The organism is Rhodobacteraceae bacterium Araon29 (genome assembly GCA_039640505.1).
Taxonomy (GTDB): Bacteria; Pseudomonadota; Alphaproteobacteria; order Rhodobacterales; family Rhodobacteraceae; genus CABZJG01.
Map to the genome: position 1 here is coordinate 3,468,708 of CP046865.1, position 12,886 is coordinate 3,481,593.

The 12,886-nt window shown below is 44.4% G+C and carries 12 protein-coding genes; 9 read left to right on the forward strand and 3 right to left on the reverse strand.

Translation table 11 applies throughout. From position 1 onward, the window contains the following. Positions 1 to 60: 60 nt before the first annotated feature. Positions 61 to 1,035, reverse strand: coding sequence for a sterol desaturase family protein (locus GN278_16810; protein XAT62724.1), 975 nt, complete (start codon positions 1,033 to 1,035; stop codon positions 61 to 63). A gap of 309 nt (positions 1,036 to 1,344) precedes the next feature. Between GN278_16810 and GN278_16815 the strand changes: the two genes are divergently transcribed. Together GN278_16815 and GN278_16820 are read left to right on the forward strand one after the other, a co-directional pair. Further along, positions 1,345 to 3,114, forward strand: coding sequence for an adenylate/guanylate cyclase domain-containing protein (locus GN278_16815; GenBank protein XAT62280.1), 1,770 nt, complete (start codon positions 1,345 to 1,347; stop codon positions 3,112 to 3,114). A 110-nt stretch (positions 3,115 to 3,224) separates the two neighbouring features. Then, a complete protein-coding gene (locus GN278_16820; protein ID XAT62281.1) occupies positions 3,225 to 3,395 on the forward strand; it encodes a hypothetical protein in 171 nt (56 codons plus the stop codon). A gap of 74 nt (positions 3,396 to 3,469) precedes the next feature. On the opposite strand, the gene GN278_16825 is transcribed toward GN278_16820, so the two are convergent. Next, the gene (locus tag GN278_16825) at positions 3,470 to 4,192 is read right to left on the reverse strand and encodes a UTRA domain-containing protein (GenBank protein XAT62282.1); all 723 of its coding nucleotides are present in this window, start codon (positions 4,190 to 4,192) and stop codon (positions 3,470 to 3,472) included. A gap of 134 nt (positions 4,193 to 4,326) precedes the next feature. Here GN278_16825 and GN278_16830 point away from each other — a divergent pair, with 134 nt between their 5' ends. Then, positions 4,327 to 4,617, forward strand: coding sequence for a flagellar biosynthesis protein FlgA (locus GN278_16830; protein ID XAT62725.1), 291 nt, complete (start codon positions 4,327 to 4,329; stop codon positions 4,615 to 4,617). A gap of 5 nt (positions 4,618 to 4,622) precedes the next feature. Beyond that, positions 4,623 to 5,804 carry a D-galactarate dehydratase gene (locus GN278_16835; GenBank protein ID XAT62283.1) on the forward strand — a complete coding sequence of 394 codons (1,182 nt, stop codon included), beginning with the start codon at positions 4,623 to 4,625 and terminating at the stop codon, positions 5,802 to 5,804. 73 nt (positions 5,805 to 5,877) lie between these two features. On the opposite strand, the gene GN278_16840 is transcribed toward GN278_16835, so the two are convergent. Then, complete coding sequence (locus GN278_16840; protein XAT62284.1) at positions 5,878 to 6,531, reverse strand: FCD domain-containing protein; 654 nt, start codon at positions 6,529 to 6,531, stop codon at positions 5,878 to 5,880. Positions 6,532 to 6,745: 214 nt separating this feature from the next. Between GN278_16840 and GN278_16845 the strand changes: the two genes are divergently transcribed. From GN278_16845 to GN278_16865, 5 genes are all read left to right on the forward strand, one after another. Beyond that, entirely contained in the window at positions 6,746 to 7,858 is a 1,113-nt protein-coding gene (locus GN278_16845) for a gfo/Idh/MocA family oxidoreductase (GenBank protein ID XAT62285.1), read from the forward strand. 154 nt (positions 7,859 to 8,012) lie between these two features. Beyond that, positions 8,013 to 9,020 carry a C4-dicarboxylate ABC transporter gene (locus tag GN278_16850; GenBank protein ID XAT62286.1) on the forward strand — a complete coding sequence of 336 codons (1,008 nt, stop codon included), beginning with the start codon at positions 8,013 to 8,015 and terminating at the stop codon, positions 9,018 to 9,020. A 30-nt stretch (positions 9,021 to 9,050) separates the two neighbouring features. Further along, positions 9,051 to 9,656 (forward strand): TRAP transporter small permease subunit, encoded by a 606-nt coding sequence (locus GN278_16855; protein ID XAT62287.1) that lies wholly within the window; start codon positions 9,051 to 9,053, stop codon positions 9,654 to 9,656. Beyond that, positions 9,653 to 10,948: a TRAP transporter large permease subunit gene (locus GN278_16860; GenBank protein ID XAT62288.1), complete on the forward strand. Its 1,296-nt coding sequence runs from the start codon at positions 9,653 to 9,655 to the stop codon at positions 10,946 to 10,948. Before GN278_16855 ends, GN278_16860 begins: the two co-directional genes overlap by 4 nt. Further along, a complete protein-coding gene (locus GN278_16865) occupies positions 10,945 to 12,849 on the forward strand; it encodes a TIM barrel protein (GenBank protein XAT62289.1) in 1,905 nt (634 codons plus the stop codon). The genes GN278_16860 and GN278_16865 overlap by 4 nt, the downstream gene beginning before the upstream one ends. Positions 12,850 to 12,886: the final 37 nt, after the last annotated feature.

Here is a 12,886-nt window from a genome sequence, read left to right on the forward strand (position 1 = left end):
CGTCATATCCTCTGTGAGTTTTCGCAGAGTAAATGATTTTCGCAAATAGGATTTTACGTTCTAGCCTTTCTGGGTTTGGCGATATTTCATGCGCTCATGTGCTTCCGCTGTACCATCATGAAAAGAGCCGAACCACTTATCCCACGGCATTTGAAGGTTGCCGTAGTTGACTTCAAAGTACCTATGGTGAAGTTGATGGTGAAACGTGCCTAAGGCAAGAGATTTTTCTTCCTTTACAAGTAGATTTTCAAAACCTGTGTGGGACGTGGCCGCCGTGAGAGACTGGTGCTGCATATGAAAAAGTATATGCAAAGGGTGCGCAGGCACGACTAAGTGGATTAGAATGGAACTGAAAAATAAGAGATGCTCTAAAGGATGCATCGATAGCCCAGACCACGGTCCGACATTGATGTTTCGATGATGAAGACCATGCGCCAACTTGTAAAGCGGTGGCCAATGAAGCAGTCGGTGAATCCAGTAAAAATGAAAAGATATCCAAATTGGCGTTAATAGAAACAAAAGTGCAAACCAAATAGGATTATCAACCCATAAAAGAACAGGCGCCCATCCATTGGCCATAGCCCAGAACATCAGCACTTCATATGTGGTCCAGAAGAACACTCCACTCCCCAAAGACCAAAACATGTTATCCCGAACTTGACCACCCAATGAAAATTGCTTGCCAGATTTCATCAAAGGTCTAGGGTCGTATTTCAGCTTTTGGCCTTGCTTAGTGAAGGTATAAAAATATAGATGCAAACCACCGGCCACCGCGCCCAAAAGCACAATATTTCGTATGTATATGATCGCAATCCACTCGAGCGAAAGGGTTTGGGCCTGCTCAAGGCTTGGTTGAAACCAGAAAAATGAAATACTTGCGATCGCAATAAGGATTAAGTTTTCAGTTATAAGAAACCAAGAATTCCATATCCATTTTAAAATTTCTTTAGGCCTTGGGGGCCAACTAAACAAAGGCGACACCTGGATTGGAACATTTGGGATATGATTCCATCCTTTGATTTTGGGATTTGGCATCGAATATACCTTTTTAACAGTAGCACATGCATAAAAATACAAATTTTGAGCATATTGTACATAGCTTTGAGCTCTGCTCTAGCTTTTCAAGCTTATGGCATGAAAATGCCAACGCATTTGACCAAGTTTCATTGACCAACTTAATTCAAGGAAGGTTTGAATAGCCTCTAAATGACTAATGCTATAGCTAAAAGTTATAATCAGAAACCTGCGACCTTAAATTTCTTAAAAACTTTTTGTTATCTATGACGATGCAAGTTAGACTAAGTGTGTGTTAAAAATTTAAACTTCCGTTAATGAGTTAATCGTATGCCAAGTGATAAAATTGTACGTAAGATCGCCGTTATTTTCGTAACTGACGCCGTAGGCTTCAGCAAAATGATGGCAAAAAACGAAGATCAAACCCTAAAAAGTCTTCGATTGTGTCGAGAAATCCTGGACAATCTATTCGAGGAACACGGAGGCAGAATATTTAACACTGCGGGAGACTCTGTTTTGGCCGAGTTCCAAAGTGCAGTATCAGCCGTCATTTGCGCAACTGAGTTTCAAAAATTAATCAAAGAACGGAATGCCTCTGTTGAAGCTGATGCCCAAATGCGCTTTCGTGTCGGCTTGAATATGGGTGATGTTATTGTCGAGGGATCAAACCTATATGGGGATGGGGTTAATGTTGCCGCGCGGTTAGAGGCTCTGTGCCAACCTGAAGGCGTTTCTTTATCCAAGTCCATTCATGATTTTGTAAGTCAAAAAGTTGATTTTACTTTCGCTGATCTAGGGGACCAAAAGGTCAAAAACACTGTTGTGCACGCTTTTGATATAACGATGGAGGGTGTGGAAAGCAGATCAGCAGAAAAAGAAATCGAGAGCTCTTCAACAGATGAAAGTTCTCCTCCAACTATTGCTGTTCTTCCGTTTAAAAATATGAGTAATGACGAAGAGCAAGAGTATTTCGCAGATGGTGTGACTGAAGATATTATTGGAAATCTCTCGTCATGGAAATCTTTTCCCGTAATTTCCAGAAGCTCGTCGTTTAGCTTTAAAGGCATGGACCTTAAATACTCGGACATTGCAAAGCAATTAGGGGCTGACTACATTGTCGAAGGTAGCATTCGAAAAGGTGGTAACAAGGTTAGAATAACGGCAAGTTTGGTTGATACTAAAGATGGCCAGCAAGTTTGGTCGAAACGGTGGGATAGAAGCCTAGAAGATATTTTCGAAGTCCAAGACGAGGTTTCGCAAGAGGTAGCAGCCTTAATTGCACCTGCATTGAAAATGAAAGAGCAAGAGCGCGTTCAAGCCAAGCCCCGCGCATCATTTTCAGCCTGGGACAGCTATCTTAAGGCTCTTTCAATTTACAATCAAAAAAGAGGACAGGAATTTACCAATGAGGTCGCAGACTCCATTATGGAACTTTGTGATAATGCGGTAGAAAAAGACCCTCAGCTTTGTGATGCCTATGTATTGAAGTGCCGTGTTGTTTACGGCCAAAAATTGTTTAACCCGTTATTTGGCTCAGAGCGTAAAGACAATGAAGCTCTTTTCCACGAATTGGCTGAAAAGTCATATTCCGTAGATCGGCACAATCCTGAAGCTGTCATCGCATACAGCCGTTCCTTTAATCTTAAAAAAGATTATGCCCAAAGGATAAAATATGCAAAAGAGGCATTGGATTTGAATCCCAGTCATGCCGATACAAACTTCGATTATGGTTTGGCAATTATTAATGATGGGCGCTATCAAGAAGCTGAGGCGTTTGTCCAAAGGGCTATCGAGTTAAATCCAATTGAACGTGCGGGGTATGAGGGGTTTTTTCCACTTCTCTATATGGCGATGCGCAACTCAGAAAAAGCCTTAAACTGGTGCGATATTCTGTGTGACCGGAACTTTCACAGCCGATACGACGGATTTAGAGCAAGTATCTCAGCACATCTTGGAAATTTATCCGACGCAAGCGCCTATTTGGTAAAGTTTAGAAAGGCGCGACCAGAAATTGAAAGCCTAGAAGATTATCAAAAGGTGACGCCCAAAATTTGCGAGGACTATTTACTCGAAGGTTTTGCATTGATTTGGGATAAATGAGTTAAGTGGACTAATTTTTGATAAAGGGGACGAGTTCCTACTTTATTTACATCTATTTTGGTAAACTATTTAGCTCTTCTGCCGTTTAACTTGCAGAGGAGACGTTAAGTATGACCGACAGTGAAGTTATTCAGATTATCTGGGGCAACCCAGAGCTCCAATCCCAGTTTGAAATTGACCCCTATGGTCTTTCACAAAGGCAACTTATCATTTTACAATTGCATGAGAAATTTAAGTTCATCTCGTCAAGACCTGATATCAAACGACCACAGAGCGTTTAATCCTGAGCAGATTTAGCCCTAGTTCTCGACATATATATTTCTAGGCCAGCTTTTTGCTGAGTGGATTACACAGTTTATTTCAATGAAACTGAATAGTGTATTTGGGATGTAAGATAAAAGCTGAACCGAAGTTCAACGACCTTACCGACAATGTCGAATGCCCTTCGCTCAACCTCCAATACGGGGGTGCCTTCAGACACAGCGAGCATCTTTGCGATTGAGGATGTTGCTTGTAATGCTCTTAATTGCTCATCAGCACGCACAATAGTGACCCCATAACTGCGTTGATAAAGTGGGTATAGAGCATTTGGCAGTGGGCTGCGTTCTTTTAAGCCTGGAAAAAGATCGGCAGTTAGCACAGAGGTTTCATAACAAACTGGCGTTTCTTTGATGCACCTTACTCGAGTAATTTCAAACACTGCGCTGCGGGCTTCCAACCCCAAGACTTGTGCCTCTTTGGCGTTTGCCGCCCGTCTTCTAACCGTTTCAGAAAGCGGCTGGGGGATTGCCTGTGATCCATCTTGATGCCGCAAACGGAAAAAATGAAACAATGATGTTTCCGGAGTGGTAGTCGCAACAAAAGTCCCTTTTCCCTGATGCCGTTCAACTAGACCAGATTGTTCAAGCTTGCTTAGAGCTTTTCGAGCAGTTCCTTGGCTCACGCTATAGTGTGCGGCCAGATCAAATTCGCTTGGCAACATCGCACCCGGCGCCAGATCCCCTGACACAATGCGCGCCATAACTGCATCATGTACCCGCTGGTAAAGCGGTAAGGCTTGTTCGGATAAACTGCTCATTCGACCCCTTTTTTAATGAATATGATACATAAAATTGACTGACCTTCAAGAATTCAATCCATTAGGTCTTGTATAAGAATAGATCAGTGTGATATCAATAGATGTTAATTAATCAAAATATGTCAAGGAGTGATATTTTGGCAATTCCTCAACTGTTGGTTCATGACCACAAAGACAATGTAGGTGTCGTAGTCGTTGAAGGTCTGACGGCTGGAACAGAAATGTTATGTGTGATTACGCATGATAATTCCGACTTTAAGCTTACCGCAAATGCAGACATTCCAATTGGGCACAAAGTTGCACTTAAGCCCTTGAAAGAGGGCGATACTGTTTTCAAATACGGTGAAGATATCGGAAAAATGGTCGGGTCTGCTGATGTCGGCGATCATTTACATACCCACAACTGCAAAACAAAACGGTGGTAGCTCCAATGGCACTAGATTTTTCTAATCAATCAATTAATGCATGGCGCCGCGAAAATGGCCGCGTCGGTGTTCGGAACCACGTTGTGATTCTTCCAGTGGATGACATTTCTAATGCAGCCTGTGAAGCTGTTGCAAATAATGTCAAAGGAACAATGGCCCTTCCACATGCTTATGGGCGCTTGCAGTTTGGTGAAGATCTTGACCTGCATTTTCGCACCATGATTGGGACTGGCGCAAACCCAAATGTTGCTGCTGTTATTGTCATTGGTATTGAACCCGAATGGACCAAGGTTATCGTCGATGGGATCGCCAAAACCGGCAAGCCTGTTGAAGGGTTTTCAATCGAACAAAAGGGCGATTTCGAAACCATCCGTCAAGCCAGTTGGAAGGCCAAGGAATTCGTTCATTGGGCGTCTGAACTTCAAAAAGAAGCCTGCGGCCTGTCTGAGCTTTGGGTATCCACGAAATGTGGTGAAAGCGATACCACAACCGGTCTGTCGTCCTGCCCAACTGTTGGAAATATGTATGATAAGCTTCTTCCACATGGGCTTTATGGCTGCTTTGGGGAAACATCTGAAATCACCGGCGCTGAGCATATTTGCGAAAAGCGGGCTGCAAATCCTGAGGCCGCTGCTAAGTTTCGGAAAATCTGGCAGGCGTATCAGGACGATGTTATTTTCGCGCATCAAACAGATGATCTGTCTGATAGCCAACCTACCAAAGGAAATATACTTGGTGGCTTGACGACAATCGAAGAAAAAGCTTTGGGAAATCTTGAAAAAATTGGACGCACATCGACCTATATTGATGCGATGGGACCAGCAGAAGCACCCGAAAAAGGCCCTGGTCTGTACTTTATGGACAGCTCGTCAGCAGCAGCAGAGTGCGTTACGCTCATGGCGGCAGGTGGCTATGTGATTCACACCTTCCCCACAGGTCAGGGCAATGTGGTTGGCAATCCAATCGTTCCTGTTATCAAGATATCTGGCAACCCGCGCACCCTGCGCACTATGGCGGAGCATATTGATGTCGATGTCACCGGCGTTTTGACCCGTGAAATGACTATTGACCAAGCAGGTGATAGCTTAATCGATATGATCCAGCGGACTGCAAATGGACGGTATACAGCGGCGGAAGCTCTAGGCCATCGGGAGTTTTCAATGACAAAACTCTATCGTTCAGCATAAAGTTAACTTGGCTTAAAAAATTTACGGCTTTATCCCAGCGCTTTTGCGCTGGGTTATTTTTTGGAAATCTGTTTCACATCGAAGCAAGCGCGTGCTCAACACCTTTGCGTATGTGCCCTTCTAATGCATTGACAGCTTTGCCGGCATCGCGTGCGAGGGCAGCCTCAAAGACGGTTTTGTGTTCGGCAACTGCCTCTTCGCCTCTGTATGTAAGCACAAGCATCTGGTAACGAAGATACTTATCATAGATTGTGGCGTGTAAACTTAGAAGGTTTCGGGAATTACACGCCTGAATAAGTGCTTGGTGAAACTCCCAATCATAACGCTTCCAAGTTTCTTTTTCGGAATCATCTCCCGAGAGCATGCGCTTTTCCATTATGTGTAACTTGTGGTGGGCCGCCACCAAATTGCCTTCCCAATCAGCGTCGCCGTTTTGTACAGAAGCGGCAAGCGCATGGCATTCAAGCAAAATCCTCAGGTTGGTAATTTCGATCAAGTCCTCGCGTGACACTTGAGTTACAAAAAACCCACGCTGTTCTTCGGCGTCTACAAAGCCTTCACTTGCCAATCTATTTAGGGTTTCACGCAGCGTCGAGACGCTAGCAGAATATCGTCCTTTTAAAGCATCAAGTTTAAGCTTTACACCAGGAGCGAGCTCTCCAAAAATAATATCTTTTTTGATTTTTTCAAAAGTTGAAGTACCGACTGTATTTTGAGGTTTGCCCATGGAGAATATCACCTGACATTTTTATAGTTTACAAAAAAATACAATTTTATCAGAGATATTTCAAGACATTGCTTTATAGGGTAAAAATTAAAACGCCATATATTATTGTCAATCTCATTTTTTCCAGTTAGCCTAGGCCTTCAGAGTTATCAATCAGATTCTGGCAGTGGCGCCCGGAGATCAAAACAGAAAGCTAATGGTGGGATTCAAGTTAATGGCTAAAGTCACGGCATCAAAAGAAAATACCGCCAAAATTGGTGTCAATACAAGCACACGCTTAGCCATCGTTGGTATCGGGCTTGTGGGAAAGCGTCATGCAGACGCGATTAACCAGCTTAGTCAAACTAGTCTATCCGCTATAGTGGATCCAAACCTTGAAGGAAAAAATTACGCCGTTTCCCATAACATACCTTGGTATGAGACACTCTCTGACATGCTTGCAAACGAAATGCCAGACGGCGTGATATTGGCCACTCCGACGCCACTTCATGTCGAGCAAGGTTTGGAATGTATCAAAAAGGGGCTTCCAGTCTTGATTGAGAAACCACTTGCCAATTCAGCCTTTGAAGCCAAAGAACTGGTTGGCTTGTCAGAAGAATTAGGCGTCCCGCTGGTAGTAGGTCATCATCGACGCCACAACCCACTTATCCAAAAAGCAAGTGAGGTTATCAAGAGCGGGCAAATTGGGAAAATTCGCGCGGTCCATATGCAGTGCTGGTTTTATAAACCTGACCATTATTTTGATGTTGCACCTTGGAGGAAGCTAAAAGGCGCTGGTCCTATATCGGTCAATCTGGTTCATGATGTAGACTTAATGCGCCACCTCTGTGGAGAAATTGTGAGCGTCCAAGCAGAAGCCACACCCTCAACCCGAGGCTTCGAAAATGAAGATGTAGCAGCAGCCGTCCTTCGCTTTGAAAGTGGAGCCATTGGAACAATCACTGTTTCCGATTCTATATCATCTCCCTGGAGTTGGGAAATGACGTCTCAGGAATATCCGATCTATCCATCCACCTCTGAAAGCTCCTATTACATCGGAGGAACACTAGGCTCTCTTTCGGTACCTGATTTGATGCTTTGGACCCACCAAGAAAAACCAGATTGGTGGACGCCCATTTCCGGAGAAACTTTGTCGCGACAGGTATCTGACCCTCTAATTAACCAAATTAACCACTTTGCCAACGTAATAGCTGGGAATGAAGAGCCACTTGTTAGCGGCCGCGAAGGATTACGAACATTGCAAGTTATCGAAGCAATCCAAATTGCTGCTGAAAAAAAAGCAGGTGTTCAGGTAAATGATTTATTCGAAGCCAACCCCATTAGCTAAGAGGTTGGAAAGCATGTCCTAATCATATCGGTTTTACCGATATAACAATTAATCTCCGATATTTTCATTAACATATTGCAATTTTAAAAAAATAATGTCACTACTGACTCGGACCTTTTCGCTATGTCCAATTTTTCACGGGAGGACTCAATCAATGATCACCAACTTCACACGTCGTGCGGCAATTGCTTCACTGACAGCGGCCAGCATTGCTGCGACCGCCGCCGTACCATCTTTCGCGGCAGACATTACATTTACTTTGGCCACTTCAGGCTCAGAAACTGACCAACGCTCAGTTGCAATGGCTGAAGTCTTTGCGCCAATGGTTGCCGGTTTTGCGGATTATCAGGTAGGCTACAATGGCACACTTTTCGCACAGGGCACCGAATTGGAAGCCATCAGCCGTGGCAACCTTACTATGTCTATCGCCTCCGCACAGGAACTGGCTCAATTCTTTCCTGAGTTTTCAATCTTTGCCACGGGCTATGTTCACCAAGATGCAGCCCACCAAGTGCGCGTGTTCAACAATCCTTTGATGGATCCGTTTAAGAAAACAGTTGAAGACGAACTTGGCGTAAAATTGCTAAGTGTTATGTATCTAGGCCGCCGTCACGTAAACCTTCGCCAAACGCGGGATGAAGTGAATGTGCAAACGCCTGCTGATTTGGCCGGCATTAATTTACGTATGCCTGGCACGGATGCATGGCAATTCTTGGGTGCGGCTTTGGGCGCATCTCCTACTCCACTTGCGTTTTCTGAAGTCTACACTGCGCTTTCTACAGGTGCCGTTGACGGTCAAGACAACCCACTACCTACAGTTGTAGACAAAAAATTCTACGAAGTGACTAAGCAAATTGCCCTTACGGCGCACTTGGTCGACCTTAACTACATCGCTTTCTCGAAAGAAACTTGGGATAGTCTGACAAGCGAACAGCAAATGACAGTTCAGCGCGCAGCCGATGCGGCCGCGGCATACGGACGTCTGAAGCAGCTTGACAAAGAAAATAATCTTGCAGACTTTATTCGTAGTCAGGGTGTAGAAATCTATACACCTGACCTGAAAGCGTTCCGTGAGCACGTGCAAGCACAATATGTGGGCTCGGAAGCAGCGGCCAGCTGGCCTGCAGGTGTACTGGATCAAATTAACGCTCTGGGTAACTAAACGGAAATAAAAAATCGCGGGGGATCCGATATGAAAGCAATTTCCAAATGGTTCTCCCGCAGCACTGAATTTATCGCCGCTATGATGTTAGCGGCGATATTTTTTACTTTTCTTATACAAATTTTTACCCGATATGCCGCCAAAATCGCGTGGTTAATGCCCATTCCACCAATTTCTGATTGGATGTCTTCCCTTCAACCACTCGGCTGGACTGTAAATCTAATTTCATTGCTTTGGGTCTGGGTGGTATTTTTTGGCTCTTCTTTCATCGTGCGCGAACGCGACCATGTGACATTTGATATTTTATATTTGGCAGCACCCTTCAAAGTGCGCCGCATACTAGCTTATATTTCTGCCATTTGTCTTATTGGTATGATGATTTATGCCATGCCGGCAATGTGGGACGCCGTGTTTGCCAATCGGTTGATGGAATTAAAGAAAATTCAAACGCTTCGCATACCAATCACGGGCGATAAAATCGCAATCAAGTGGCTGTTTGCCTCATTCTTTTTGCTAATGGTTGCAACCATTCTGCGTTATCTTTGGCGACTGGTCACAATAGCGCGCTACGGACCGCCAGAGACTGAGTTGGAGGATATCATCTCAGCGGAACATGGAGCAGGAGGCGACCAATGAGCATAGAATTAACACTTGGAATTATGGCTCTGTTTGGTATGGCCGCAATTGGAACACCTGTTGCGTTCTCTATTTTGATGGGCGTGATCGTATACCTGGGCGTTGCAGGACAAGACATCGCTATTGCTGGCGAAACTATGGTTCAGCGTCTATTTGACGGATTTTTATTGCTAGCTGTGCCGCTCTTTATCGTTTCAGCAAATATAATGAATGCGGGATCAATTTCTGATCGGTTACTTAATTTTTGTGTTGCTGTGGTTGGCCGCTTCCGGGGTGGCATGGGGCACGTAAATGTGGTGGCATCACTGATTTTTTCAGGGATGTCTGGTTCAGCTGTGGCCGATGCTGCAGGTATCGGCAAGATTATCATCGATATGATGGTAAAAAGCGGAAAATATACCCGTGGATATGCTGCCGCAATCACCGCGGCAACCGCTACAATTGGCCCAATCATACCGCCTTCTATTCCAATGGTGATCTATGCGCTTGTCTCGGGCGCATCCATCGCTGATCTGTTCCTAGGCGGTATCATTCCTGGTCTTCTTATGGGATTGGTACTCATGGGAATGAATACAATTATTTCCCATCGCAGGAACTTTGGCGCCGAAGATCCCGTGCCCTTGCGGCAACTTCCGCGCCTTACTGTTCAGGCAACACCCGCGCTTTTAATGCCATTCATCCTTTTATTTTGCTTATATAGCGGCATCACGACACCCACAGAAGCTGCTGCAATCGCCGCGCTTTATGCTCTTATTATCGCAGCAGGGCTCTATCGGACGATCCGTATTAAAACTCTCTATGAAATTTTTGTGGAAAGTGCCCGGGCTGCAGCATCGGTTGGATTGGTCATCGGTGCATCGATGATACTTACTTATATTGTCATTCAGGAAAACATCCCTCAGGCCTTATCAGCAAGTCTAGAAGGTGCAGATATAAGTCCCTTAGTTTTCCTAATCCTTATTAATATCTTAGTCCTACTCTTGGGATGCATCCTTGATGCTACAGTCATCATTCTTGTGATTGTTCCACTGTTTATTCCGACATGTGAAGCGCTTGGTATTGACCTTGTGCATTTTGGTGTTGTTGTCGTTGTAAACTCAATGATTGGTTTAATAACGCCTCCTTACGGTATTTTGCTTTTTGTAATCAACGCAGTCACAGGTATCCCGCTGAAAGAGATAATAAGTGAAGTCTGGGTCTTCCTGGGTGTGCTTATTTTCGCACTTCTTTTGATGATACTCGTACCAGAGATTGTACTTTGGCTACCTCGTGTCTTTGGATATCAAGGATGAGCCATCTCTCAATTGCGACCACCGCCATTCCCGGAGATTTATCCGAAAAGCTGGAAAAAATTGCGGCTGCTGGATTTCATGGGGTGGAATTATATGAACCGGATTTCATCAGTTTTGATGGTGCTGCTGAAGATATTCGTAAATTATTGGAAGTTTACAATCTTCAAATTACTCTTTTGCAACCCTTCACTGACTTTGAGGGATTAATCGGCGATCAGCGCAATCAGGCTCTGAAAAGATTGGAAAGTAAGTTCGATCTGATGCAGAGCCTTGGAACGGACTTACTACTTGTGTGTTCCTCATGCCATCCCGACACCTCAGCTGACAGAAATGTGATCCTATCCGATCTCGCTGAACTTTCGAAACGCGCAGCTGAACGCAACCTAAAGGTCGCCTACCTTGCCTTGCCTTGGGCACGCCATATACAAACTGAAATGCAGGCGCTTGATATTGTGCAAAAGATTGACAGTCCAAATTTCGGGTTGGCCCTAAATAGCTTGTTTAGCCTTGCAGATGGATCAAAGCCAGCACGGCTTAGGGATATTCCAGGGGATAAGGTATTTCATGTTCAATTGTCCGATGCACCATTTCTAGGCTCTGACATCCAACATCTAAAGCAATACTTCGGGATGCTTCCAGGTCAGGGTGTGCTAAACCTAGCAGGATTTATTAGAGTTCTCGCAAAAAACGGCTACTGTGGAACCTGGTCACTAGCGTGTTTGGGAGAGGCTTCCAGACAAAAACAATATACAAACTTTACTGCCGACGGTTATCGGGCGCTGGTGAATTTACTAGACCAAGTTATGCGAACAGATCCAAGTTTTGAATTTGGCATCCCAACACTTCCAGAACGAATTTATGCCAATGGATTCGAGTTCATTGAATTCGCCTGCGACGAAGCATCCGGAACGCAGCTCACGCAACTGCTTTCTTCTCTTTGTTTCAGGATGGAGCGCAGACATGTGTCAAAATCAGTGGAACTCTGGCGGCAGGGTGCCGTCAATATTGTGGTAAATACCGAAAAAGAAGGTTTCGCGCATTCAGCTTTTTTGAGTCACGGTCCATCAGTTTGTGACATGGGGTTACGAGTAAAAGACGCTGCAAAAACTGTTGAGAGGGCATCAACGCTTGGTGCTAAGGTGTTTTCACAACCGGTTGGTGTCGGTGAATTGAATATTCCTGCAATCCGCGGCGTTGGTGGGGATGTTATTCATTTTATCGATGAAAAATCCAATTTGCACCGGGTCTGGGATATCGAGTTTGACCCTGCGGAAAAAACCCAAGCCGTGCCGCCTGCTGGACTGCGCCGCATAGATCACATCGCTCAAACAATGAAATATGATGAAATGCAAAGTTGGCTTCTATATTTCGTTTCAACTTTTGAAATGGAAAAGTCGTCCGTGGTTGATGTGGCTGATCCATCAGGCGTAGTATTAAGTCAAGTCATTGAAAGCCCAGAAGGAGAGGTGCGCTTAAACCTTAATGGGGCGGACTCTCACCATACATTTGCGGGGGCATTTCTTGCTGAAAGAGTAGGTGCGGGAGTTCAGCACATGGCTTTTCTAACAGACGATATTTTTGAAACATCTGATCAGCTAAACTCTTCAGGTTTTCCACGTTTGGAAATTTCAGCCAATTATTATTCTGATCTTGAAGTTTTATTTGACCTTGATACCGATTTTGTCTCAAAGCTAAAAGAAGGAAATATTTTATATTCCAAGCACGACAAAAGTGAATACTTCCAAATCTACTCAACCCCTATTTTTGATGGGTTTTTCTTCGAAGTTGTACAACGCAAGAACGGTTACCAAGGTTATGGTGCTCGCAATGCACCAACACGCCTTGCAGCCCAAAGAAAGTACAATACTCCTAATGGAAAAGCTTCAGAAATGAGAACCTAATTTTCCAATCTCTTTGATACCAAATATCACTTTTCTA